Below are 25,138 nucleotides of genomic sequence, written 5' to 3'. Positions count from 1 at the left end.
CCTTTATCCATTGAAAACGGGCGGAGCCCCTGCTCCGCCCCCCCCCTCACTTCACCGACCGAGGAATTCGTCATGGAGAAAAAATCGACCGTCCGGGTTGCCGCTGTCCAGATCGCGCCGGATCTGACGTCGCGCGAAAAAACGCTTGCCCGCGTGCTGGATGCCATCCGCGAGGCAGCGGCCAAGGGCGCCGAACTGATTGTTTTTCCGGAAACCTTCGTACCCTGGTATCCGTACTTTTCCTTCGTCCTGCCGCCCGTCCTTTCCGGCCGCGAACACATCCGTCTCTATGAGGAGGCGGTCACCGTCCCGAGCGCTGCCACCGAAAGCGTCGCGTCTGCGGCGCGCGAACATGGCATCGTCGTGGCGCTGGGCGTCAACGAGCGGGATCACGGCACGCTCTACAATACCCAGCTTCTGTTCGACGCCGACGGAACGCTGATCCTCAAGCGCCGCAAGATCACCCCGACCTTCCACGAACGCATGATCTGGGGCCAGGGCGACGCGTCCGGCCTGAAGGTCGTCGACAGCACTGTGGGCCGTCTGGGCGCGCTGGCCTGCTGGGAACACTACAATCCGCTGGCGCGCTACGCGCTGATGGCCCAGCACGAGGAAATCCACATCGCCCAGTTTCCGGGTTCGATGGTCGGCCCGATCTTTGCCGAGCAGATGGAGGTGACGATCCGCCATCATGCGCTGGAAAGCGGCTGCTTCGTCGTCAATTCCACAGGATGGCTGAGCGACGAGCAGATCACCTCGATCACGCCCGACCAGGGGCTGCAAAAGGCACTGCGCGGCGGCTGCATGACGGCGATCATCTCTCCGGAAGGCAAACATGTCGTGCCGCCGCTGACCGAAGGCGAAGGTATCCTGATTGCCGATCTCGACATGAGTCTGATCGTCAAGCGCAAGCGGATGATGGATTCGGTCGGCCACTATGCCCGGCCCGAACTGCTGCATCTGGTGATGGACGGCCGCGTAACCGCACCGATGACGGATGCATCCCTTCTTCCAACTCACGAAATCGCACCGACAAGGACAAAGACCGATGGAGAACTCCCTCTCGACCGAAACGCTGATCAACGAGTTGCAGTCCTTCGGAGCCCGGCTCGTTGATCCGAAGGCCGGCCATGAAAGCCGGCGCGGTGGCGCGGGACCTTCCGATCACAAGGCGATCACCATCGACGGCATGACCGTGATGGTGCCGGTGCACACGGCGCCGGCCTTCGAAAGCCCCTATCTGGTGGAAAAACCGGATGATGCAGGCAAAAGCCGCATCAGTCGTGACGGAACGGTCATCGGCGAAGTCTCCTTCCCCTTGCGTCCGCGCTTCTACGAGCGTTCGACGGCCGACGGCGTCCCGTATTCGCAGATCGCCGTCCTGCACGGCAAGGACGTGCTGGCAACGACGGTGCTGCAAACCTGCATCCGCTATCAGAGCCGGACGAAAACCTGTCAGTTCTGCGCCATCGGCCAGTCGCTCGCAGCCGGCCGCACGGTGGCGCACAAGACGCCGGCGCAGCTCGCCGAAGTTGCCAAGGCCGCCGTCGAACTCGATGGCGTCAAGCATATGGTGATGACGACCGGTACGCCGAAGGGCGACGACCGGGGGGCCGCCGTGCTTGCCGAAAGTGCCCGCGCCATCAAAGCTGCCGTCGATCTGCCGATCCAGGCGCAGTGCGAACCGCCGGAAGACGACATCTGGTTTCAACGCATGAAAGACGCCGGCGTCGATGCGCTCGGCATGCATCTCGAAGTCGTCACCCCCGAGATCCGCGCCCGCATCATGCCCGGCAAGGCGCAGGTACCGATCGAGAAATACATGGCGTCCTTCAAGGCAGCCGTCGAGGTCTTCGGCCGCGGACAGGTCTCTACCTATATCCTCGCAGGTCTTGGCGATGCCCGTGAGGCCATCCTCGACATCTGCACAAGGCTCGTCGCGCTCGGCGTTTATCCCTTCGTCGTACCCTTCGTCCCGATTTCCGGAACGCCGCTCGAAAGCCACCCGGCGCCGAAGCCGGAGTTCATGCATTCGATCCTCGCGCCGCTTTCAAGGATGCTGGTCGAGAGCGGATTGAAGGCCGTGGACATCAAGGCCGGCTGCGGCAAATGCGGCGCCTGCTCGGCCCTTTCCGCCTATGAAAGGATGCTGACGAAATGATCTTCGAACCCTTCGCGCCCTATCGTGCCAGTGAGTTCCAGGTGAAATTCGCCACATCCGGCTGGGAGCGGCAGCAAGCCCATGCGCTGCGCCGCGCGGTCTTCTGCCAGGAGCAGCAAATCTTCAAGGACGACGACCGCGACGCAATCGACGATTATGCGACGCCGATCGTTGCTCTGTCGATGCTGGGTGTCGCCGCTGACCGGCTGGTCGGAACGGTGCGCATCCATGAAGCAGAACCGGGCGTCTGGTGGGGCTCGCGGCTTGCCGTGCATGAAGATTTCCGCAAGATCGGCGCTCTGGGGGCAACGCTGATCAGGCTTGCCGTCTCCTCCGCCCACGCGATGGGCTGCCATACCTTTCTGGCCAATGTGCAGGTCCAGAATGGCCCCCTGTTCCGGCGCCTGCATTGGGATGTGCTCGCCGAAATCGAGATCCACGGCAAACCGCATCTCAGCATGAAGGCCGACCTCGATTTCTATCCGCCCTGTATCACGCCAGAGGCCGGCTTCGTCGCACTCGCCAGGAAGGCGGCATGACCATGGCGGTAATCGACATCAAGGCACTTGCCGCCACACTGGCCGCAAGCAACGGCATTGCCGCCAAGCAGGATATCGGATCGGTGGCGGCAAGCCTCGGCCTTCAGGGCCAATCCGTCGCCGTTGGTGACGACTGCGCCGCCTTGCCGGATGGCGACGGCTACCTGCTCCTTGCGATCGAAGGCTTCATGAACGAATTCGTCGCCGCCGATCCGTGGTTTGCCGGCTGGTGCGGGGTGATGGTCAATATTTCCGACGTCGTTGCCATGGGCGGACGCCCGATAGCGGTCGTCGATGCCGTCTGGGCGAATGGTGAGACGGGGGCCGCGCCCGTTCTCGAAGGCATGCGGGCGGCGGCCAGGATCTTCGGTGTTCCCATTGTCGGCGGGCACACCAATATCCGCACCGATCGTAGCCAGCTTTCGGTCGCGATCCTCGGCCGGGCGAAAAAACTGCTGACCAGTTTCGATGCCCGGCCTGGCGATGTGCTGATCGCCGCCATCGACCACCGCGGCCGCTATCGCGAGCCTTTCAACAATTGGGAAGCCGCAACCGACGCGCCATCCGCGCGGCTGCGGGGCGACCTGGAAATCCTGCCCGGGATCGCCGAGGCCGGGCTGGCGCTGGCGGCCAAGGACATCAGCCAGGGCGGCATCGTCGGCACCGCCATCATGCTGGCCGAATGCTCCGGTGTTGGCATCGAGATCGATGTTTCCGCCATTCCCCTGCCCGCCGGCGTCAGCCTGGAGCGCTGGCTCGCCACATTCCCGAGCTTCGGCTACCTGCTCTCCGTGTCGCCCGAACACGAGACTGAAGTCCTTCGCCGGTTCGCCGCCCGCAACATCGCCGCCGCCACGATCGGCACGGTCAGCACCGGCAGCCGGATCACCATTACCGATGGCAGCGAGCATGCGCTCGTCCGCGACTACGACCAAAAACCCTTGTTGCGGCTTGGACAGGGGGAGGACGCTGCATGAGCCGACCGTTGCGCATCGCCATGCTGACCCATTCCACCAATCCACGCGGCGGCGTGGTGCATGCCATGCAGCTTTCAGAAGCCTTGACCACGCTCGGTCATGAGGTCGTCCTGCATGCGCCGGATGCGAAAGGGACGGGCTTCTTCCGCAATCCTGCCTGCAAGACGCAATGCATTCCTGTCCAGCCTGCAGCCGTGGACATGACGGAAATGGTCGAGCAGCGGATACATGACTATGTCGCTTATTTCGACCGGGTGGGAACCGCCGGCTTCGACCTCTTCCACGCGCATGATGGCATTTCAGGCAATGCGCTCGCGACGTTGAAGCAGCAGGCGCTCATTCCCGGTTTCGCCCGCACCGTTCATCACATCGACCAGTTTGCCGACCCACGGCTGATGGCCCTGCAGGATCGCTCGATCGACGCGGCCGATGTCTTCTTCACCGTTAGCAGTCTTTGGAAAAAAGCGCTCGAGGACGAGCGGGGACTTGAAGCCGCTATCGTCGGCAACGGCGTGGATACGGTGCGTTTTTCACCGGCATGGAATGGCGAGCAGGCAGCGCTCCGCGACAGGTTGAAGCTGACGAACGGCCCGATTTTCCTTAGCATCGGTGGTATCGAGGCGCGCAAGAACACGTTGGGCATTCTCGAAGCCTTCCGGCAGATACGCGCGATCCGGCCGGATGCCCAGCTGGTCATAGCCGGCGGCGCGTCATTGCTCGATCATCACGGCTATCAGCAGGAATTCCACGCGGCCCTTTCAGGCCTGCGCAGCCACGCCGCGGCCGTCCATATCATCGGGACGGTTGCCGATGCGGACATGCACAATCTCTACCGGCTGGCCGATGCTCTGGTATTCCCGTCCATCACCGAGGGATACGGTCTCGTCGTGCTCGAAGCGATGGCAAGCGGTGTGCCCGTCGTCGTCTCGTCGATCGCCCCTTTCACCGAATATCTCGACGCGGACGATGCGATCTGGTGCGACCCGCGCCATCCTGCCTCGATCGCGGAAGGCATGGCGCTTTCCCTGATCGGGCCTGTGCGCGACCGTATCATCCCGCGGGGTCTCGATGTTGCCGGACGTCATGCCTGGTCGCGCACCGCTGCCGCCCACCTTGCCTCCTACCAACGCCTGATGGAGCCCACCCATGCCTGAAATGCGCTTCGTCATCGCCTGGCCGGATGGCCGCAAGGAGACCTGCTATTCCCCGTCGCTCGTCATCAGGGACTTCTTCATCGAGGGAGAAACCTACGGGCTCACCGATTTTCTCGACCGCAGCCGCAAGGCGCTGACGATCGCCAGCGACCGGGTCGAGGCGAAATACGGTTATCCCTGCTCGCTTGCGCTGGGGCAGTTGGCCCGCATCGAACAGGCAGCCACCCCCTTTTTAACCGACGCGGATGCCACCATCCGCTGCGAAACCTTCATCCTGTGAAAGGAACTCCCATGGCCAACCCTCCCCTGAAGCCCCATTACAGCGCTGTCGTCATCGGCGGTGGCCAGGCCGGGCTTTCGGCCAGTCACTATCTGAAAGCCCACGGTATCGATCATGTCGTCTTTGAGAAAAAGACCGTTACCCACAAATGGAAGAACGAGCGCTGGGATGCCTTCTGCCTGGTGACACCCAACTGGCAATGCCAGCTGCCCGGCCATCCCTATGACGGCAAGGATCCGAACGGCTTCATGGTCAAGGACGAGATCCTTTCCTATGTCGATCGCTTCGTCGCCAAGGTGGATGCGCCGGTTCTGGAACACACCGTCGTCACCTCGCTGGAGCGTCATGGCGATCTCTTCCACATCGAGACATCGGCCGGCCCGGTGACAGCGCAGGCCGTGGTGATCGCAACCAGCCTCTATAGCGACCCCGCCATCCCGCGCGCCGCCGAGCGCCTTCCCGAAGGGATCATGCAGATCCACACCGCGCAATACCGCAACTCCGGTCAATTGCCCGATGGTGGCGTCATCGTCGTCGGCTCCGGTCAATCCGGCTGCCAGATTGCCGAGGATCTGCATCTGGCCGGCCGGAAAGTGCATCTCGTCACCGGCAATGCGCCGCGCTGCGCCCGGTTCTATCGCGGCCGTGATGTGGTCGACTGGCTGTCGGATATCGGCCAATACGACATCACCGTCGAACAGGACGGCATGACCAAGAAGAAGCACGACACCAACCACTATCTCACCGGTCGCGACGGCGGCCGCGATATCGATCTGCGCAAGTTCGCGCTGGAGGGCATGGCGCTTTACGGCCGCATGTCGGGCGTGGCCGCAGGCCGGATGCTGTTCGAACCCAACCTCAAGGCCAATCTCGACGGTGCCGACCGGGTCTATAACGGCATCAATGCCCTGATCGACCGGTATATTACCGAGAAGAATATCGAGGCCCCGACTGGTTCCGTCTACGAACCTTTGTGGCAGCCCGAAACCGAGACCGGCGAACTCGATCTGAAGGCGGAAGGCATTACGTCCGTCATATGGGCGACCGGTTTCACCCCCGACTGGTCCTTCGTCGGGCTACCGATCTTCGACGGTAATGCCTATCCCGTCCATCGCCGTGGCGTCACCGCCGTCGCTGGCGTCTACGTACTCGGTCTTCCGTGGCAGTGGACCTGGGGCTCGGGCCGTTTCCTGAGTGTCGGCAAGGATGCGGAATATGTCGTCGGCCATCTGGCGGCCCGGCTTTCAGCGGAGAGGCCCGCTCAGAAGAAAGCGGTGAACGCCTGATGAGCAGCGCTACCCTTCTCGATTTTCCACCGCCAAAGCCATCGGCACGCGATCTCATGGTGCGCGCCCTTGATCCGCATGTCCTGATCGGCATGCCGCACCTGAGCGGCTGCGGCCTGTCGGAAACCTGGCTGATGAAGGAGCTCGGCCATCGCCATTGGCTGATGCTTGCGCTGCATCTCGGCATGGACAATGCCGACTTCCGGACAGCCGACGGCGAGGAAGCCTATGCCGCGATCTGTGCGTCGTCGCTGACGGCGGCACGGTTCAGCGACGTGCAGGCAAATGACATTCTGACGATCCGCTCGGTACTCAGTACCGTTTCGCGCACGCAGACATTAACCCGCCACGAAATGTCCGTTCATGGTCGAAGTATTGGTGCCTGCGAGCTGGTTTCGACCTTCGTGCGCAGAATGGTTCGAGGCGACAATCATTCCATCACGCGTGTCGCGTTGCGAGAGCCGCAATCGACGCGGTTCGAGCCCAGTTTTCTCGCGCGCGCAGCCGCGGATGCCCGTAATGGCCGACTGGAGGAGCATTTCGGATTTCCGGTCATGACTGACAAGGCGCTGCGCGAATGCCGGTTCGAACCAAGCCTTTCTCAGGACTTCAACGGCGCCGGGCTCCTCTATTTCGCCGAATTCCAGGCGCTGGCCGACCGTGCCTTCGAGCGCTGGTTTCCCGACCGCCGCAGTTTGGTTCACAGGGATGTTTTTTTCCTTGGAAACATCCAGCCGAATGAAAGCGTCGTCTTCGATCTGCTTGCCCTTTCCGACGACTCGTTGTCGGCGCAGGGACAGTTGCGGCGTGAAGACGGGTACGTGATCGCAAAAATATTCTGCAGGTGGGCACTCTAGCTTTTATCGCGCTGTGCCTTGCTCGATACTGTTTGTGCATCATTGTCGCGATGCAAAGGCGCGGCTATGAAAGACAGTTGAACGGACATTTGCCTCTGGCGACTTGTCCTTAGAGATCGAACAGCTGGGAGTGCCGATTGAAAACGGTTCCGCTTCGGGGTTTGCAGGCCTTCGAGGCCGTGGGGCGTTGCGGAAGCGTGACGGCGGCAGCGCTTGAATTGAATGTGTCTCCCGGTGCCGTGAGCCAGCAGATCCGCAAGATCGAGGAATATCTGGGCGTGGCTTTGCTGGAGCGCAGGGGACGGAACGTCGAGCTGACCTCGCTCGGGCGGATTTATCACCGTGAGATTTCCAAGGGGTTCAATCAGTTTGCATTGGCGCAGCAATCCCTCGACCGCGCACGCAATGAAAGCAGCCTAGTGTTGAGTGCGCTGTCTTCGGTAGTCAACAAATGGATTGGCCGCAAGATTTTCGACTGGCAGGCGCTGCACCCGGATGCCAACGTTCGCATTATCGGCCGCGACAAGGAACCGCAGATGGGTTTCGATGACGTCGATTTCCGCATCAGCTACGGCTCGGACGTCATCCAGCATGAGCACTACACAGAGCTTTATCGCGACTGGGTCGTGCCGGTCTGCGCCCCGGGCATCCTGCAGCAAGAGACTTTGACGCCTGCGGGCATCTTTGGCTATCCGCTGCTCAACGTGGAATGGGAAAAGCACTTCACGCCCTATCCGCGCTGGAGTGAATTTGCGCAGAAGGTCGGGATCGAATACCGCGAGGCCCCAGCCGGGCTCTCCTTCACCCTTTCCAGCAGCGCCATCGATGCGGCAGTCAACAAGCGCGGCTTCGTGCTGGCGCAGGTTTCCATGATCGAGGATGAGCTGGCGGCCCGGACGCTGGTCATTCCGGTCGATATCCGCCTGCCGTTGCCGGAAAGCTATTTTCTGGCCTGGGACCGTTCGGCTTTGCAAAAGCCGTTCGGCCTGCAGTTTCGCAATTGGGTGATGGCGATTTCGCGCGTTCAGGCCGGTTTGTCAAAGCCGCGCGATGTTCTCTGATGCGGCCGACATTTTAGAAAAACTAAACCAAATCGCAGCTGCGCGCGCTTGTTCGTATCGGCAATCCATTCATACTTTCCTCGGCGACTGGAACGATGAGCTGCAAAGCAGCATCGGACACGACAGAGAAAAGGGGATGTCATGGCACGAGAAGACAAACTGAAGCTTGGAACCTTTGTCTACACGTTCGGTTTCCACCCTGCAGCCTGGCGCCATCCCGCAAGCGATGTGAATGGCGCCAATGATTTCAGCCATTTGCTCAACGTCGCCAAGCTCTCGGAAGCCGCCAAATTTGACTTCATGTTTTTGGCCGATTCACCTGCGGCCGGCGTCGGCGATCCGGATGCGCTGGCCCGCAGCCCGACGAAGATGAACCGCTTCGAGCCGCTTTCGCTCCTGTCCGCCCTCTCCGTCTCCACCGAAAAACTGGGCCTGGTGGCGACCGTCTCCACCAGCTACTACGAGCCGTTCAACGTCGCCCGCCTGTTTGCCTCGATCGATCACTTGAGCGGCGGGCGGGTCTGCTGGAATGTCGTTACCTCCGACCACGACGAGACCGGCTACAACTTCAATCGCGAAGGGCTGGACCCGCATGCGCTGCGCTATGAGCGCGGCAACGAATTCGTCGATGTGGTGTTCGGCCTGTGGGACAGTTTCGAGGATGGCGCGTTGCTGCTGGATCGCGAAAACGGCGTCTACTACGACAAGACCAAGCATCATACGTTGAACCACAAGGGCAAGCACTTTCAGGTACGCGGCCCCCTTAATATCGCCCGCTCGCCGCAGGGGCGCCCTGTCATCGCGCAAGCCGGCGGATCGGAACCCGGCATGGACATGGCGGCGCGCACGGCTGAAGTGGTGTTCAGCCTTGCCTCCAATATCGACCGCAACCGCGCCTTCTATCAGAACGTCAAGGGCCGCATGCCGGCCTATGGGCGCGACCCGAACGACCTGAAGATCATGCCCGGTGTCGTCATCAATGTTGCCGAAACCGAGGCTGAAGCAAAGGCCAAGGTCGAGTTTCTGATCGACAAGCTGCATCCGGATGTCGGACGGCTGATGCTGTCGGAGTTTCTGGAGGCGGACCTCCGCGGCGTACCGCTCGACAAGCCCTTCCCGATGGACCGCCTGCCGGATGCCCCGAAGGGCTCGCGCGCTCTGTTCGATGAACTGGTCGATTTCGTCAAGAAAGGCCGCACGGTCGGCGAACTGATCCGCCACTATGCCGAAAAACACACCGGCAACGGCATGACCGGGACGCCGAAGCAGATCGCCGATTTCATGGAGGAATGGTTCGAGAGCCGCGCTTGCGACGGCTTCATCCTGATGTTTCCGACCCTACCCTCGAGCCTTACCGATTTCACCGAACTCGTCTTGCCGGAACTGCGTCGCCGCGGCTTGTTCCGCGACGAATACGAAGGCCCGACCCTGCGGGAAAATCTGGGCCTGTCCATGCCCGACAATCGCTTCACGGTTGCCCGCACCAAGGCAGGAGGCTGAGGCCATGAACGCCGCGACCGCGATTATTCCGGACTCGGACCATCTCGTCGACGCGGCGAGCTTCAAGCTGTCCATGCGCCAGCTCGCCGGCGCCGTCAGCGTCATAACGGTTGGATATGGCGATGATCGGACAGGCTTCACGGCCACGTCGGTCTCGTCGCTTTCCGCCGACGTGCCGTCGGTCATCGTCAGCGTCAACCGTACCTCGTCGTCCTGGCCGGCCCTCGAACGGCACCGCCGCTTCTGCGTCAACGTGCTTGCCCAAGATCAGCAACATATCGCGCAATCCTTTGCCGGCCATGATGGGCGCCAGGGTTTGGCGCGCTACACAGGCGCGGACTGGCATACGCTGGCGACCGGTACGCTGGCGCTGAAGGATGCCTTGACGGTCCTTGACTGCGCGCTGGAACAGGCCATCCATCATCATTCGCATGCGATCCTGATCGGACATGTGCGGGCCATCACCGTCAGGCCCGATGTGCAACCGCTCCTTTACTGGCAGGGTGGATTTCAGCAATTGGCGATGACACGTGACGTCTAACGGGGGCGGGAAACCTGGCATGGCGGCGCCGATGAAAGACACGCGGATATTCAACCAAGCACTTGCGGAGATCGCCGCCGCCATTGGCAGCGGCGGCATCCGCCACGGGGAGGCAATCGCACAACTCGACCCGGGCGGACATCCGGACAATCTGCGGGCATCCGCGGTCGTTTCGCCAGCATCGACGCAAGAGGTTGCCGCCGTCATCGGGATCTGCAGGCGCAACTCTATCGCGATCGTACCGCAGGGCGGACGAACCGGTTTGGTCGGGGGCGGCATATCGAAGCGCGGCGAGCTTGTGCTCTCGCTGCAGAAAATGAACCGCATCGTTGAGATCGATCCGATCGAGTGCGTCGCCGTCGTCGAGGCCGGCGCGACCCTGCAAGCCCTGCAGGAGGCGGCCATGGAACACCGTCTTGAGCCGGGGATCGACCTCGCCGCGCGGGGATCGGCGACGCTCGGCGGCATGGTCTCCACCAATGCCGGCGGCGTCATGGCCTTCCGCAACGGGGTCATGCGCCACCGTATTCTCGGACTGGAAGCGGTTCTGACCGATGGCTCGGTCTATTCCGATCTCACACGGGTGGTAAAAAACTCGGCCGGCTACGACCTGAAGCATCTCTTCATTGGCGCCGAAGGCACGCTCGGCGTGGTGACAAAGCTCGTGATCAAGCTGGACCCGGTGCCGCGCGCCACCGCGACAGCGATCTTCGGCCTTCCCTCGACGCGCGCGGCCCTTGACCTGGTGGCACTGGCGCGCGCTACCGGAAAGCTTCGGGCCGCCGAGGTTCTCTGGTCGCGCTATTTCAAGTTCACCTCCGGACACTTCGGTTGGGCCGCGCCGGACTACGATGGAGACAGCCCGGCACATCTGGTCATCGGGCTCGGCGGAAATGACGAAACTGAGCTTCACGACGCCTTGATGGCCTTGTTCGAGACGATCGCCGAACCTTATCCGGAGACGACGGCGGTGCTTGCTGCGTCGACGTCGCAGGAACAGGAAATCTGGCGCCTTCGGGAAGAGACCGGCCTGATGTACCGGGATTATCCGGCAGCGCCGTCCTACGACATCTCGGTGCCGCTTGGTCAGACGGAAGCGTTTCTCGACCGCGCGGTTCCGGCGTTATCGACAATCGAAGCGGGACTCTCTCCTTTCGTCTTCGGCCACCTCGCCGACGGCAATCTGCACATCGTTCTGAACCGGCCCGGAGATTGGCTGACCGACGAGCGGCGCGACGCGATCGAGGCCATTCTCTACGCGGATCTCAGGGCGATGGGCGGATCGTTTTCCGCCGAGCACGGCGTCGGCTCGAAGCGCATTCACGCTCTGCGGGCGACCTCCGACCCGACAAAGCTCGTCCTAATGGCGCAGATCAAGAAAGCGCTCGATCCGGCCAATCTCTTCAACCCCGGCAAGCTGTTCGACAGGTCTTAGCAGTCAAACCAGCATCGACGCGCCGCGATCGAGATAAGTGTCCAGGAACTGTTCAAGCCTTGGATTGCGCGGCTTGCGGAAAACATCCGAAGGAGCGCCGGTGAACAGCAGCTTTCCCTGATCGAGGAAGCTGATCTGCTGGCCGACGGTGGCGGCGAAACCGATTTCGTGGCTGACGACAACCATGGTCATGCCCTCGGCCGCCAGATCGCGCATGACGTTGAGAACTTCGCCGGTCAGTTCCGGATCGAGCGACGACGTCGGCTCGTCGAACAGCATGATCTTGGGTTTCAGCGCCAGTGCGCGGGCGATGGCCACGCGCTGCTGCTGGCCGCCGGAAAGCTGGGCGGGGTAGTGACCGGCGCGGCTTTCCAGACCGACCTTGACTAGCTGTGCCATCGCAAGGTCCTCGGCGTCCTTGCGGCTCATCTTGTGAACCGTCTTCAGCGCCTCGCTGACATTGCCGAGTGCCGTCATATGCGGCCAGAGATTGAACTGCTGGAACACCATGCCGATCCGCGACCGAATGGCCCGGTTGGTCGCAGCGGGCAAACGTTCGCGCACCCCTTGCGCACTTTCTGAAAAGCCCAGCACCTCACCATCGATGGTGATCGTGCCGCGCGTCGCCTCCTCCAGAAAGGCCATGCAGCGCAACAGCGTGCTTTTGCCGGAGCCGGAGGGACCGATCAGGCAGGAGACCTTGCCCTGCGGGATATCGAGGTCGATACCGTGCAGCACGGTGGTTTCGCCGAACTGCTTGACCAGATTTTTGACTGCGATGGCTGGGAGGCTCATGATTGGGAAAACCTGTATCTGGACAACCGTGTTTCTGCGAGATGGCCAAGCCGTCCGGCCGCTTCGACCAGCGCCCAGTAGATCAGGGCGAGCAGGAAGAGAGATTCGACGAAGGCATATTGCTGGGAGCCGATGGCGCTGACGGTCAGCGTCAGTTCCGGCACAGTGATGATCGACAGGATGGCGGTTTCCTTGAGGATGATCACCGCCATGTTGACCGAAGGCGGCAGCACCAGCATTGTCATTTCCGGCAAAAGGATACGGCGAATGATCTGTCCTTGCGTCAGCCCGACGCATTGTGCCGCTTCGATGTGGCCGACGGGAATAGCCGCAAAGCCTGAACGGAAGATCTCGCTGTAATAGGCCGCTCCATAGACCGTCAGTCCCATCAGCCCGGCGGGGACCGGATCGAGCGCAAGTCCGATGAAGGGGCCGCCATAATAAAGCAGGAAAATCTGGATCAGGAACGGTGTTCCGCGCAGGATTTCGACGCAGAAACCGAGCGGCAGATTGACAAGCCGGCCGCCATAGCGCCGGCCGACCGCGACGAGGAAGCCGAAGAAGGCGCCGCCGATCGTCGCTGCGATCCAGAGAAGAATGGTGACGCCGGCGCCTCTGAGGATTGCCGGCAACTGGTCGAAGATGACGTTGACGTCGAAGATCATCGCGGTATCCCCGGCAGCGACCGTTCGATCAGTCCGCCGGCGCGGGCGACCACCAAATTGATCACGAGATAGATGAGACCGGCGGAGGCGAAAATCTCAAGAGGCAGGAAGGTGCTGCCAGCCAGATCCTGTGCCATGCGCGTCAGTTCGACGATGCCGACGACGGAGACAAGCGACGAGGCCTTCAGGATGAGGATCGCCTCATTGACGAGGGCTGGAAAGGTCAGCCGGAGTGCGATCGGAACCTTGATGCGCCGGAAGGCCTGACCGGGCGTGAAGCCCACCATCTCGGCGGATTCGATCAGGCCGCGCGGAACGCTGGCAAAGCCGCCGCGCAGGTTTTCCGCCTGATAGGCGGCGGTGCACAGGGACAGGCCGACGATCGCCGCGACGATGCTCGGCACGTTGATGCCGATCACCGGCAGGAGATTGTATATCAGCAGGAGCTGCACCAGCAGGGGCACGCCGCGAAAGAAGCTGATGAAAATCTGTGCAGGAGCGCTAAAGAACTTGCGGCCGGACAGCATCGCACCGGACAGAAGAATGGCGATGGCAAAGCCGATCAGGATCGATATCAGGCTGATGCCGATGGTGTAGAGCGACGCTTTCAGCAGAAGCTCGAAGAGTTTCAGGGACATTGCATACCGTTCCGTCCGGTGGAGGCAAGCGCTTCAGCGCTGGCAAGGGATGCGCGCCGCGCCGTTGGACCGGCGCGCATCGAGACTTGCAAGGTCAGATCAGAATGCCGGATCCGGCACGGAATCCGGCGTATCGAAGCTGGCGCCGAACCACTTCTTCTGCATTTCGGCCAACCGGCCATCGCCCTTCATTTTCAGAAGGGCTGCATCGATCGCAACCATCAGCGGCGCATGGTCCGCATCCTTGGTGCCGATGAAGCCGAAATAGGATTTCTGGCCGAAGGGCGGCAAGACGACCTCGAACGTATCCTTGCGCTGGCTGGCGACGAAGGCGATGTTCGGCAGCGAATTGGCAACGCCGGCAATACGGCCGGCAGCCAGATCGGCGTAGGATTCGGTGAAGGCCGGGTATTCGCGTACGTCCACCTTGGTCGGCAGCGTCTCGGAATAGGCCGTCAGCTGCGCCAGCTGGGCGGTGGCCTTGCCGACGCCGATGGCCTTTCCGGCAATGTCCTCCGGCTTGGTGATCGTCGTGTCGCCTGCCTTTTTCAGGATCGCAACGGTTGCTTCGGCCACCGGCGGCGTGAAGCGATAACGCTCCATGCGGGCCTTGGTGATCGTCGCCGGACCGGCGACCATATCGAATTTTCCAGCTTCCAGTCCGGGCAGCACGCCCTCCCAGGGAAGTGCCACCCACTCGATGGTGACGCCGAGTTCCTTGCCGATCTCGGCAAAGACATCGACGTTCAATCCGGCATGTTCGCCGGCGTCGATGAAATCGAATGGCGCAAACGCCGTCTCCGTTCCAACCTTCAAACTGCCTGCGGCCTTGACGCGCGCCAATGCGTCTTCGGCGTGTGCCGAAAACGTCGTGCCCAGCAGAAGGGCGGCGGTGGCGAGACCTCTTACCAAGAAACCTGCTCTCATTGTCATCTCTCCAGTTTTACCCCTTCCATGATGGACCAGGGGGAAGTTCCCATCTGTTATCGAAGTCTGCAGGTTTCTTTGTCCCGCATTTGACTATACAAATAAACAGCGCCATACAGGGAGTGTCAATGCACCCTGTGTTGCAATTTTTGTGCCGGGATGTTTGGTCGATGCAAAGCTCATCCGAAAAGAGCCAAAGGGCAGGTCCGATGGCGCCGCTCAAAGCAAGGCCGCCATGCAAAGTCGAGGTGATATGTGACGCCGCTTCATCAGCGTATCTTCGAGGAGATCGAAGCAAGGATCATGAGCGGCGCCTGGAAGCCCGGCCAGCGCGTTCCCACCGAGCAGGAGCTGGTGGATCAGTACCAGTGCTCGCGCATGACGGTCAGCAAGGCACTGACCGTTCTCGCCCGCCGCGGCATGATCGTGCGCCGCCGCCGCCACGGCACCTTCGTCAGCGCGCCGCAGATCGACCGGACAGTCATGGACATCCAGGACATCGGCGTCGAGGCACAGATGGCCGGCCACGAATACAGCTATTCGATCCTGACCCGCAAAGTGGAGCGCTTGACGCCGCATGAGGCGCTGAAGCTGGCCGAGACGCCGGATGTGGAGGTGCTGCGATTGCAGTGCCTTCATGTCGTCGACGGCAGGCCGAATGCGATCGAGCGACGTCTGATCATGCTTGACGCCGTCCCAGGCGCCCGCGATGAAGCCTTCGCGTCCATCCCGCCGGGCGTCTGGCTTTTGGAGCAGGTTCCCTGGACCGAAGCCAAGCATATCATTCGCGCCGTCCCGGCCGATGTAGCGACGGCGCAGTTGCTGGAGTTGCAACGAGGGGAGCCCTGTTTGAGCCTGACGCGGCAAACGTGGCAGAACGGCCGCACGGTGACCCATGTCGAAGTTACGCATCCCGGCGACCGCTATCAGTTCGCCGGCGTTTTTCACCCCTCCGTGCAGGATGTATGACGAGCGAGTTCAAGGTGTTGCGCTGGGTCGAACAGCCTGATTTTTAAGCCAATTTGGCGCTTGACACTTTTTTGGGCGCTCCCTATGGTTTTTGAACCAAATGGTAAAAAAGGGGAGCAAATCAATGACCAAAGACGTCCTGATTTCACGCCGTGCAGTGATCGCATCGGGCATCGCCCTCGGGGTCAGCGGGTTCGCGCCGCTGGCAAGAGCGGCGGCCCCGATGAAGGTTGCCGGCATTCATGCCTCGCCTGTCGAAAATGCCTGGAACTCCTGCCTTCATCAAGCGCTGCAGGATGCAGCCAAGGAAGGCGTCATCGAATATGTGTTCTCCGAGGGTGTTTCCGGCACAGATTATCCCCGCGCCATGCGCGAATATGCCGAGCAGGGCAACAAGCTGATCATCGGCGAGGCCTACGCCGTTGAAAAGGAAGCGCGCCAGGTGGCGGCCGATTATCCGGACACGGCATTCGTGCTCGGGTCGAGCGGTGCTGAGGCCGGCGACAATTTTGGCGTCTTCGGCACCTGGAACCATGACGGCGCCTATCTTGCCGGGATGCTGGCGGGCAAGATGACCAAATCGAACATCGTCGGTTCGGTCGGCGCCATTCCGATCCCTGAAGTCAACATGCTGATCAATGCCTTCGCGGAAGGCGTCAAGGCCGTCAATCCGGATGCCAAACATCTGGTCTCCTTCATCGGTACGTTCTTCGATCCGCCGAAAGCCCGCGAAGCCGGCCTTGCCCAGATCGATGCCGGCGCCGATATTCTGTTCGGCGAGCGCATCGGCACAGCGGATGCTGCGAAGGAACGCGGCATCAAGTCGGTGGGATCGCTGATCGACTATACGCCGCGCTACCCGGACACGGTGTTTGCCAACGCCATGTGGTATTTCCGCCCGATCCTGAATGCCGCCATCGCCGACGTCGCCGCCGGCAAGCCGGTGGGCAAGACCTACACGCCGTTCGGCCTGATGAAGGAAGGCGGCAGCGATATCGTCTTTGTGAAGGGCGTGGCGCCAGCAGAGGCGGAAGCTGCGATGGAAGCCAAGCGGGCGGAGATCAAGGCGGGCACGTTCGAGGTCGCCAAGAACATGGACGAGCCGAAGTAATTCGGCTGATGCGCGGCGATGCGACCGACCTGGCGCAGGCGATCAGGAACGGCAGCCTGAACTCTGTCGAAGTGATGCAGGCTTCGCTTGTCTCGGCGGAAAATCACAGTGCGCTCGGTGCCATTGCCCATCTCGACGCTGCGATGGGCATGGCGTCGGCGGAGGCCATGGATCGAGAACGGCACCTGGAGCCGGGCCGCCTTGCAGCCCGGCCCTTTGGCGGCGTGCCGACGCTGGCGAAGGATCTGGGCGGGCCTTTCGCCGGCTTGCCGGTCACGGCCGGCTCCCGGCTCTTCGAAAGAGAGGGCAGCGAACCGGACTCGGATCTCGCCATTCGTTTCCGCAATGCCGGTTTCTGCCTTTTCGGGCTGACGACAAGCCCGGAATTCGGCCTTTCTCTGGCGAGCGAACCGGCTGTCGGGCCGACCTGCCGCAATCCGCTTGATCCGGCGCGCACGCCCGGGGGCTCGAGTGGTGGGGCGGCGGCGGCTGTCGCAGCCGGCATCGTCGCGATCGCGCATGCAACGGACGCCGGTGGCTCCATCCGCGTGCCTGCCGCCTGCTGCGGCCTTATCGGCCTCAAACCGACGCGCGGTACCATGCCCGCCGGTCCATCCTTCGGCAATCATCTTGGCGGCATTGCCAGCGAACTTGCCGTCTGCCGCTCGGTAAGAGACACGGCGCTGGTTTTCGACACGCTGCGCGGTAAGGCAAAGGGACCGTTTGCCGATCCGGCAACCGTTGAAACCGGAGGTGGCCGGTTGCGGATCGGCCTGCTGACAGAGACCGGCATGAAATATCCGACGGATAGCAAACGGATCGAAGCGATTGAGGACGCTGCGCGCGCATTGGAGGCAGACGGGCATCAGATCGTCCCGCTCCGCTGGGCTGAATTCGAGCAAAGCGTCAAGGCCAGCGGTCGCGCGCTGGGCGACATCATTGCCGTCAATCTCGCATCCTTCATCGATACGCTCGCGCTCGATATCTCCCGTGCCGAACCCCTGACCCAGGCATTCATTGAGCGCGGTCGCGCGCTTACTGGGCTGGCACTCTGGACTTCGCTGAACGGCGCCGTGCAAACCAGCCACACACTCTGGACCATCTTCGACAGGGTCGATTGCATGCTGATGCCGATGCTGGCCAAGGCGCCGCTTGCGATCGGGTCGTTTCCGTTCGATCATGGCAATACCGAGCTGCAGCTTGAGCGAATGGCTGCCTTTGCTCCGCTTGCCTCTCTTGCCAACATTTCAGGATTTCCGGCCTTGACCCTGCCCTTTGGAGCCGATGCGGACGGCTTGCCCCTGCCGGTCCAGATCATGGCGCCGATGGGCCACGAGCCACTTCTATTATCGCTTGCCGCGCGATTGGAGGCCGAGGGGCGCTGGCAGCATCGTTTTCCGGTCGCAGGACTTGCGGCATGACAAGTCCCGTCCTCGAAATCGAAGGTGTCAGCAAGCGCTTCGGCGCCAACCTGGCCAATGACGACATCTCGCTGACGCTTGCAAAAGGCGAAATCGTGGCGTTGCTTGGCGAAAACGGCGCCGGCAAGACCACGCTGATGAGCATCCTCTTCGGTCACTACATGCAGGATGCGGGCCGAATTCTGATCGATGGTGCGGAGCTGCCGCCGGGCAAGCCGCGCGCCGCGATCCGCGCCGGCGTCGGCATGGTGCATCAGCATTTCTCGCTGGCGCCCAATCTGTCCGTTCTCGAAAACGTCATGACCGGTACCGAAAAGCTCTGGTCCTGGCGCTCGGGCACTTCCGCCGCTCGGAAAAAGCTTCTCGCGATTTCCGAGCGCTTCGGCCTCAAGGTCGATCCTGGCGCGCGTCTTGGCGACCTGTCGGTGGGCGAGCAGCAGCGCGTCGAGATCCTCAAGGCGCTCTACAACGACGCCCGCATCCTGATCCTCGACGAGCCGACGGCGGTGCTCACTAATATCGAGGCCGAAAAGCTGTTCGCGACGCTGAAACAAATGGCGCGCCAGGGCCTTTCGCTGATCTTCATCTCCCACAAGCTCGACGAGGTCATGGCCGCTGCCGATCGCATCGTCGTGCTGCGCGGCGGCAAGATGGTGGCTAAACGCACGGCATCCGAAACCAGCAAGGCCGAACTTGCCGAACTGATGGTCGGCCGCCGCGTGACCCGGCCGGTACGTGAGCCATCGACGCCCGGCGCCGTTGCGCTGGAGGCTGCCGAGGTCACGGTGAAGATCGACGGCGTCGAGCGGTTGAAATCTATCAGCTTCCATCTGCGCGAAGGCGAAATCCTCGGGATTATCGGCGTCTCGGGCAACGGTCAGGCGGCGCTGGCGCATCTTCTCTCCGGCACGCTTTCACGCACATCCGGCGACCTCCTCCTTTTCGGCGAGGCGATCGGCAATCCCGGCGTTGCCGATGTCGTCGGCGCAGGTATCGGCCGCATTCCGGAAGACCGCAACGAGGAGGGCGTGATCGGGGAAATGGCAATCTGGGAAAACGCCGTGCTGGAGCGTATTTCCGCGTCGGCGTTTTCACAACATGGACTGGTGAATCGCAAGGCAGGCATGGCTTTTGCCAAGCAGATCATTGACCAATTCGACGTTCGCGGCGGCAGCCCCGCAAGCCGCACGCGGCTGCTGTCCGGCGGCAACATGCAGAAGCTCATTCTCGGCCGCAATCTGCACCGGCGGCCACGCATCCTGATCGCCGCCCAGCCGGCGCGCGGCCTTGACGAAGGCGCCGTGGCGGCCGTGCATGCAAGGCTGCTGGAGGCCCGAAGACAGGGCACGGCCGTACTCCTGATCTCGGAGGATCTGGATGAGGTGATTGCGCTCGCCGACCGTGTTCAGGCAATCGTCGGGGGTCGATTGTCACCGCCGGTCGAAGCCGAGGCTGCAAATGCGCGAAAGCTCGGGCTGATGATGGCCGGAGAATGGCAAGAGACGCGGGAGCCAGACCATGCGCTTTGAACGCCGGGAGCATCGCCCGGTCTACCTGATGGTCCTGACGCCTGTTCTCGCTGTCATTGCTGCGCTGGCGCTCTCCGGCATCCTGATCGCCATCGCCGGCGCACCGGTGCTCGATGCCTATTGGCGCATCCTGATCGGTGCTTTCGGTTCACGGCTTTCCGCGACCGAAACGCTGACACGCGCCACGCCGCTGATGCTGACGGGGCTTGCCGCCGCCGTCGCCTTCCGGGCGAGGCTCTGGAATATCGGTGCCGAGGGCCAGTTCTATCTTGGTGCCATCGCCGTTGCCGCGGCAAGCTCCAAACTGTTGGGCGATCTCCCTGCGCCGGTTCTGATTCCGACGCTGCTGTTGGTCGGTGCCGTCGCGGGCATGGCCCTCATTCTCATTCCGCTATGGCTGCGCCTGCGCTTCTCGGTCGATGAAGTCGTCACCAGCCTGCTGCTCAATTTCATCGCCTTGCTCTTCGTTTCGATGCTGATCGATGGGGTGCTGAAGGATCCGCTCGCCTTCGGCTGGCCGCAGTCCCAATCGGTCAGCGATCATGCCATGCTGCCGAAGCTGGTTGCCCGCTCCCGCCTGCATATCGGTTTTGCGATCGCCATTGCGCTGGCGATCGTCGTCCACCTCATCCAGTCGCGCACCGTGTTCGGCCTGCAGTCGCGCGCGGCGGGGCTCAATCCCGTCGGCGCCGTTTTCGCCGGCGTTCCGCTGGGCAGAACGCTGGTAAAGGTCGCCTGTCTTTCGGGTGGGCTTGCCGGCCTTGCCGGCGCGATCGAGGTTTTGGGCGTGAAAGGCTATGTCACGACCGACCTGTCGCCGGGTTTCGGCTATGCCGGCATCGTCGTTGCCATGCTTGCCAATCTCAACCCGCTCGGCGTGATCCTCGCGGCCATTTTCACGGCCACCATGTTCGTCGGTGCCGACGGCATGAGCCGTGGCCTCGGTATCCCCACCTATATCGCCGACGTCACGGTGGCGCTGTCCTTGCTGACGATGCTGATCGCGCTGTTCTTCACCCAGTACAGGATCCGCCGATGACCGTGCTGTTCGACATCATCGCTTCCGTCGGGCTCTGGGGCGCTGTTCTCCGCATCGCCACGCCGCTGATCTTCGGCACGCTCGGGGCGCTGCTATGCGAGCGGGCGGGTGTGCTCAATCTGGGCATAGAGGGGATCATGACCTTTGGCGCGATGATCGGCTGGCTTTCGGTCTATCACGGCGCCGATCTGTGGACCGGCCTCTTGATCGCGGCGATCGCCGGTGGGGTCTTCGGCCTGCTGCATTCGGGCCTGACGGTGACGCTGGGTCTGTCCCAGCATGTCGCGGGTCTTGGCGTCACGCTGTTCGCCTCAAGTTTCAGCTACTATGTCTTCCGCCTGATCGTGCCAACGGCGGGCACGCCACCGACCATCGTGCCGTTCCAGCCGATCGCCATTCCCGGCCTGTCGACACTGCCTTTCATCGGGCCGGCCTTCTTCACGCAGACTGCGCCGACCTATCTGGCGATCCTGATCGCGCTCACGCTGGCCTACATCCTCTTTCGCACGCCCCTGGGCCTTGCGATCCGCATGACCGGCGAAAACCCGCATGCCGCCGAGGCGCAAGGGGTGAACCCGATGAAGGTACGCTATGGCGCTGTGATCGCCGGAAGCGCGCTGATGGGCATGGGCGGCGCATTCCTGACTTTGTCGGCGTTCAACAGCTTCTTCCCGACCATGGTGCAGGGACGCGGCTGGATCTGCATCGCGCTTGTCGTGTTTGCCTCCTGGCGGCCCGGGCGTGCGCTGTTCGGCGCATTGCTCTTTGCTTTCTTCGACGCCTTCCAGCTTCGACTGCAGACAGCCGTCGACGGTGTGCCCTACCAGATATTCCTGATGACACCCTATGTTCTGTCCATCGTCGCGCTTGCCGTCATGGCCCGCCGTGCGCGCGTGCCGCAGGCGCTGATGCAGCCTTACCGGCGCGGCGAGCGATAACCGCTTTCACTCAACGAGGTTTCCATGTTCGACCTGATCATCCGCAACGCAAATCTTCCCGACGGTCGCAAGGACATCGACATCGGCATCACGGGCGGCAAGATCGGCGCTATCGATAGGTCGATCGCGGCGCAGGCAGGGGAGGAAATCGATGCTACCGGACGGCTGGTGAGCCCGCCTTTCGTCGACCCGCATTTCCACATGGACGCGACGCTGTCCCTCGGCCTGCCGCGCATGAACGTATCCGGCACATTGCTCGAAGGCATCGCGCTCTGGGGCGAACTCCGCCCGATCGTGACGAAAGAGGAACTCGTAGACCGCGCCCTGCGCTATTGCGATCTGGCGGTGACGCAAGGGCTGCTGTTCATCCGAAGCCATGTCGATACCAGCGACCCGAAACTGGTGACGGTCGAGGCGATGATCGAGGTTCGTGAGAAGGTCGCGCCCTATATCGACCTGCAACTGGTCGCCTTCCCCCAGGATGGCTATTATCGCGCCGCCGATGGCGTCAGTTCACTGAACCGGGCGCTCGACATGGGTGTCGATATCGTCGGCGGCATTCCGCATTTCGAGCGCACCATGGGGGACGGCACGGCTTCGGTCGAGGCGCTCTGCCGCATCGCCGCCGATCGCGGCCTGCCGGTCGACATGCATTGCGACGAGACCGACGATCCCCTGTCGCGCCACATCGAGACGCTGGCCGCGCAAACCATCCGCTTCGGCCTTGAGGGACGCGTCGCCGGTTCGCATCTGACCTCGATGCATTCGATGGACAACTATTACGTCTCCAAGCTGATCCCGCTGATGGCGGAGGCGCGGATCAACGTCATCCCCAATCCCCTGATCAACATCATGCTGCAGGGCCGACACGACACCTATCCCAAACGCCGCGGCATGACCCGCGTGCGTGAACTGATGGATGCAGGTCTCAACGTCTCCTTTGGGCACGATTGTGTCATGGACCCCTGGTATTCGATGGGATCGGGCGACATGCTGGAGGTTGGCCATATGGCCATCCATGTCGCGCAGATGGCCGGTATCGACGACAAGAAGAAGATCTTCGACGCGTTGACCGTCAACTCGGCAAAGACGATGGGCCTTGAAGGTTATGGCCTGGAAGTCGGCTGCAACGCAGACCTCGTCATCCTCCAGGCGCAGGATACGCTAGAAGCGCTACGGCTGAAACCAAACCGGCTGGCGGTCCTCCGCCGCGGCAAGGTCATCGCCCGCTCGGCGCCGCGCATCGGCGAGCTTTTGCTTCCCGGGCGCCCGGCAAGGATCGATGGCGGTCTGGATTATGCGCCTCGCTACTGAGGCGCGGTCCGGCACAAATCAGACGCCGCGCTTGTTGCCCCAGAGCAGGACATGGAGTTGTGGCAGAACACGGGCCTCGAACCACCGGTCCTCCGTCACCTTGTCGACTAGCCACAGCATTCGGTCCAGGATGCCGTCGATATCGACCCTTGCATCATCGTCATCGGGCGGCGGCGGGGTGTGATTGCCGGGCTGGAGATAGACCGGAAGATCAGGGTAGCGGGCTGCCGCGGCGCGGGCATAGGCGTAGTCGAGGTCGTCGAAGACAACGACTTTCAATGCAATCTGCGGCCTATCCGCAGCCATTTCCAGACACGTGTCGAATGCCCCCCAGTCCGTTGCCATGCCGCTTGATGGTGGCTTGGGGCTCAACACCAGAACATCAAGATCGGCAAACCAATCCTTCGCGACACTACCCTGGGTCTCGAGCGCGAAACGATAACCCTCGCGATGCCCACGCTCGATGAGCGGCCCGAGCGGCTGGATCGCCGGGTTGCCGCCGGACAGCGAAACGGTCAGCGGCCTGTTGCCGGAAAGCCGGACGACTTCCAGCCAGATTTCGTCTGCCGACATCGGATGCCATTGTTCGCGATAGGCGCTATCGACCGCATGCAGCGTATCGCACCACGAACAGCGATAATCGCAACCGCCGGTCCGGACGAAGACGGTCGGCAGGCCGATCAGGATGCCCTCCCCCTGGATCGTCGGCCCGAAGATTTCGCTGACGCGGATCGGCGTCTCGCGGGTTGTGTTCATGGCCGGTATTCCGCCCAGGTCTTCGGTGTTTCGCTGACGCGCACGGCCGATGTTTCCGGCAGGCGCTCCTTGCACCAGTCGTAGAAATGTTTCGCCAGACATTCAGATGTCACCCGATCATGGCCGAGAACTTCGTTCAGATGGCGATGATCAAAGCTCTCGTCGATGTAGCGCTTCAGTGGCGCAAGCTCGTGGTAGTCGCGAACGAAACCGTCACTGTTGAGCGCAGCGGCGGAAAGCTCCACCTCGATGATGTAGTTGTGCCCATGCAGGCGCGCGCACTGATGCTCAGCCGGCAGATGCGTCAGCTGATGCGAGGCGGAGAAGTGAAATTCCTTGGTGATGCGGAACATCATTGCACCTCTTCGGCAGTGAAGCCCGCGGTGGCGGCCATCCAGAATTCCGGATCTTCGTAGCCGGTCGGATCATCGACCCCGGCGAGGTGAAAAGCTTCGCGCCGTTCGACACAGGTTCCGCACCGGCCGCAATGACGAGCCCCGCCCTTGTAGCACGACCAGGTTTCGACAAACGGCGTTCCGCTCTTCACCCCATCGGTGACGATGTCTGCTTTGGAGATACTGACATAGGGCGCGTAGAGCGAAACGTTTGCATAACCGTCGAGTGCCTGGTTCTGCATCGCCTGAAACGCATCGATGAAGCCCGGCCGGCAATCCGGATAGATGAAGTGGTCGCCGCCATGCACGGCAACGGCGACAGCGTCGGCTTTCTGCGCGGCGGCAAGACCGAAGGCGATGGCCAGCATGATCGCATTGCGGTTTGGAACGACAGTGGCCTTCATCGTTTCCTCGGCATAGTGCCCGTCCGGAACGTCGATATCGTCGGTCAGCGCCGATCCGGTGAGATGGCTGCCGATATTCCGGATGTCGATGATCTGATGGGCGACGCCAAGCCGTTTGGCGCAGTCGGCGGCGAAGTCCAGTTCCTTGCGATGCCGCTGTCCGTAGTCGAAGGAAAGAAGGCCGACAAGCTGATGTTCCGCGGCGACCTTGTGCGCAAGCGAAACGGAGTCCAATCCGCCGGAGCAGATGACGATGGTTTTCATAGGATAGGGTCCCTTGTTTTGACCGGGTGGGCTGCGACCGGATTACGGGCGGCTTCTAACGCAAAGACATTCGCTTGTGAAGAGCAACGCGGGGGCCAGGCGGTCAATCGGGTGGCGCAATCAGGCGAGACAAAAACAACCACTCGCAAATGCAGCTGTTGGCCACGGTTGGCGCGGTTGCT

General features: G+C 62.1%; 26 protein-coding genes. 19 read left to right on the top strand and 7 right to left on the bottom strand.

What is annotated here, in order from left to right:
- Positions 1-72: 72 nt before the first annotated feature.
- From J2Z75_RS19925 to J2Z75_RS19870, 12 genes are all read left to right on the top strand, one after another.
- The gene (locus J2Z75_RS19925) at positions 73-1,116 is read left to right on the top strand and encodes a Nit6803 family nitrilase (RefSeq protein WP_209854520.1); all 1,044 of its coding nucleotides are present in this window, start codon (positions 73-75) and stop codon (positions 1,114-1,116) included.
- Positions 1,049-2,161, top strand: coding sequence for an MSMEG_0568 family radical SAM protein (locus tag J2Z75_RS19920; RefSeq protein WP_209854519.1), 1,113 nt, complete (start codon positions 1,049-1,051; stop codon positions 2,159-2,161). The genes J2Z75_RS19925 and J2Z75_RS19920 overlap by 68 nt, the downstream gene beginning before the upstream one ends.
- Entirely contained in the window at positions 2,158-2,700 is a 543-nt protein-coding gene (locus J2Z75_RS19915) for an MSMEG_0567/Sll0786 family nitrogen starvation N-acetyltransferase (protein ID WP_209854518.1), read from the top strand. Before J2Z75_RS19920 ends, J2Z75_RS19915 begins: the two co-directional genes overlap by 4 nt.
- A gap of 2 nt (positions 2,701-2,702) precedes the next feature.
- Positions 2,703-3,677: a sll0787 family AIR synthase-like protein gene (locus J2Z75_RS19910; RefSeq protein ID WP_209854638.1), complete on the top strand. Its 975-nt coding sequence runs from the start codon at positions 2,703-2,705 to the stop codon at positions 3,675-3,677.
- Positions 3,674-4,831 carry an MSMEG_0565 family glycosyltransferase gene (locus J2Z75_RS19905; protein ID WP_209854517.1) on the top strand — a complete coding sequence of 386 codons (1,158 nt, stop codon included), beginning with the start codon at positions 3,674-3,676 and terminating at the stop codon, positions 4,829-4,831. Before J2Z75_RS19910 ends, J2Z75_RS19905 begins: the two co-directional genes overlap by 4 nt.
- Complete coding sequence (locus tag J2Z75_RS19900; RefSeq protein WP_209854516.1) at positions 4,824-5,111, top strand: MSMEG_0570 family nitrogen starvation response protein; 288 nt, start codon at positions 4,824-4,826, stop codon at positions 5,109-5,111. Before J2Z75_RS19905 ends, J2Z75_RS19900 begins: the two co-directional genes overlap by 8 nt.
- A gap of 11 nt (positions 5,112-5,122) precedes the next feature.
- Positions 5,123-6,397, top strand: a complete 1,275-nt coding sequence (locus tag J2Z75_RS19895) for an MSMEG_0569 family flavin-dependent oxidoreductase (RefSeq protein WP_209854515.1) — start codon at positions 5,123-5,125, stop codon at positions 6,395-6,397.
- Positions 6,397-7,254 (top strand): Pnap_2097 family protein, encoded by an 858-nt coding sequence (locus tag J2Z75_RS19890; RefSeq protein WP_209854514.1) that lies wholly within the window; start codon positions 6,397-6,399, stop codon positions 7,252-7,254. The genes J2Z75_RS19895 and J2Z75_RS19890 overlap by 1 nt, the downstream gene beginning before the upstream one ends.
- Positions 7,255-7,391: 137 nt before the next feature.
- Entirely contained in the window at positions 7,392-8,315 is a 924-nt protein-coding gene (locus J2Z75_RS19885) for a LysR family transcriptional regulator (protein WP_209854513.1), read from the top strand.
- Between the two features lie 141 nt (positions 8,316-8,456).
- Complete coding sequence (locus J2Z75_RS19880; RefSeq protein WP_209854512.1) at positions 8,457-9,815, top strand: LLM class flavin-dependent oxidoreductase; 1,359 nt, start codon at positions 8,457-8,459, stop codon at positions 9,813-9,815.
- 4 nt (positions 9,816-9,819) lie between these two features.
- A complete protein-coding gene (locus J2Z75_RS19875) occupies positions 9,820-10,356 on the top strand; it encodes a flavin reductase family protein (protein ID WP_209854511.1) in 537 nt (178 codons plus the stop codon).
- Positions 10,357-10,375: 19 nt separating this feature from the next.
- Positions 10,376-11,791 (top strand): FAD-binding oxidoreductase, encoded by a 1,416-nt coding sequence (locus J2Z75_RS19870; protein ID WP_209854510.1) that lies wholly within the window; start codon positions 10,376-10,378, stop codon positions 11,789-11,791.
- Positions 11,792-11,794: 3 nt separating this feature from the next.
- Here the strand turns inward: J2Z75_RS19870 and J2Z75_RS19865 are convergent, their stop codons facing one another.
- From J2Z75_RS19865 to J2Z75_RS19850, 4 genes are all read right to left on the bottom strand, one after another.
- Positions 11,795-12,586 (bottom strand): amino acid ABC transporter ATP-binding protein, encoded by a 792-nt coding sequence (locus tag J2Z75_RS19865; RefSeq protein ID WP_209854509.1) that lies wholly within the window; start codon positions 12,584-12,586, stop codon positions 11,795-11,797.
- Positions 12,583-13,251 (bottom strand): amino acid ABC transporter permease, encoded by a 669-nt coding sequence (locus J2Z75_RS19860; protein ID WP_209854508.1) that lies wholly within the window; start codon positions 13,249-13,251, stop codon positions 12,583-12,585. Before J2Z75_RS19860 ends, J2Z75_RS19865 begins: the two co-directional genes overlap by 4 nt.
- On the bottom strand, positions 13,248-13,889 hold the full coding sequence (locus J2Z75_RS19855) for an amino acid ABC transporter permease (protein WP_209854507.1): 642 nt from the start codon (positions 13,887-13,889) through the stop codon (positions 13,248-13,250). Before J2Z75_RS19855 ends, J2Z75_RS19860 begins: the two co-directional genes overlap by 4 nt.
- A 99-nt stretch (positions 13,890-13,988) precedes the next feature.
- A complete protein-coding gene (locus J2Z75_RS19850; protein WP_209854506.1) occupies positions 13,989-14,822 on the bottom strand; it encodes a transporter substrate-binding domain-containing protein in 834 nt (277 codons plus the stop codon).
- A 249-nt stretch (positions 14,823-15,071) separates the two neighbouring features.
- Between J2Z75_RS19850 and hutC the strand changes: the two genes are divergently transcribed.
- From hutC to J2Z75_RS19815, 7 genes are all read left to right on the top strand, one after another.
- On the top strand, positions 15,072-15,785 hold the full coding sequence (gene hutC, locus J2Z75_RS19845; protein ID WP_209854505.1) for a histidine utilization repressor: 714 nt from the start codon (positions 15,072-15,074) through the stop codon (positions 15,783-15,785).
- A 124-nt stretch (positions 15,786-15,909) separates the two neighbouring features.
- Positions 15,910-16,896: a BMP family protein gene (locus J2Z75_RS19840; RefSeq protein ID WP_209854504.1), complete on the top strand. Its 987-nt coding sequence runs from the start codon at positions 15,910-15,912 to the stop codon at positions 16,894-16,896.
- Positions 16,897-16,904: 8 nt separating this feature from the next.
- Positions 16,905-18,317: an amidase gene (locus J2Z75_RS19835; RefSeq protein ID WP_209854503.1), complete on the top strand. Its 1,413-nt coding sequence runs from the start codon at positions 16,905-16,907 to the stop codon at positions 18,315-18,317.
- Positions 18,314-19,846, top strand: coding sequence for an ABC transporter ATP-binding protein (locus J2Z75_RS19830; RefSeq protein WP_209854502.1), 1,533 nt, complete (start codon positions 18,314-18,316; stop codon positions 19,844-19,846). Before J2Z75_RS19835 ends, J2Z75_RS19830 begins: the two co-directional genes overlap by 4 nt.
- Entirely contained in the window at positions 19,836-20,885 is a 1,050-nt protein-coding gene (locus J2Z75_RS19825; RefSeq protein ID WP_209854501.1) for an ABC transporter permease, read from the top strand. Before J2Z75_RS19830 ends, J2Z75_RS19825 begins: the two co-directional genes overlap by 11 nt.
- Entirely contained in the window at positions 20,882-21,823 is a 942-nt protein-coding gene (locus J2Z75_RS19820) for an ABC transporter permease (protein ID WP_209854500.1), read from the top strand. Before J2Z75_RS19825 ends, J2Z75_RS19820 begins: the two co-directional genes overlap by 4 nt.
- Positions 21,824-21,847: 24 nt before the next feature.
- Positions 21,848-23,137, top strand: coding sequence for an amidohydrolase family protein (locus tag J2Z75_RS19815; protein ID WP_209854499.1), 1,290 nt, complete (start codon positions 21,848-21,850; stop codon positions 23,135-23,137).
- An 18-nt stretch (positions 23,138-23,155) separates the two neighbouring features.
- Here J2Z75_RS19815 and queE read toward each other — a convergent pair whose 3' ends face one another.
- The 3 genes from queE to queC are packed head-to-tail and all read right to left on the bottom strand — an operon-like array spanning position 23,156 to position 24,956.
- Positions 23,156-23,893, bottom strand: a complete 738-nt coding sequence (gene queE / locus J2Z75_RS19810; protein WP_209854498.1) for a 7-carboxy-7-deazaguanine synthase QueE — start codon at positions 23,891-23,893, stop codon at positions 23,156-23,158.
- Positions 23,890-24,246 (bottom strand): 6-carboxytetrahydropterin synthase QueD, encoded by a 357-nt coding sequence (gene queD, locus J2Z75_RS19805; protein WP_209854637.1) that lies wholly within the window; start codon positions 24,244-24,246, stop codon positions 23,890-23,892. The genes queE and queD overlap by 4 nt, the downstream gene beginning before the upstream one ends.
- Positions 24,246-24,956, bottom strand: coding sequence for a 7-cyano-7-deazaguanine synthase QueC (queC, locus tag J2Z75_RS19800; RefSeq protein WP_209854497.1), 711 nt, complete (start codon positions 24,954-24,956; stop codon positions 24,246-24,248). The genes queD and queC overlap by 1 nt, the downstream gene beginning before the upstream one ends.
- Positions 24,957-25,138: the final 182 nt, after the last annotated feature.

Source organism: Rhizobium herbae, from assembly GCF_017873135.1.
GTDB lineage: Bacteria > Pseudomonadota > Alphaproteobacteria > Rhizobiales > Rhizobiaceae > Pararhizobium > Pararhizobium herbae.
The sequence above is the reverse complement of the archived record's forward strand: the minus strand, read 5'-3'. Positions and strand labels throughout refer to the sequence as shown.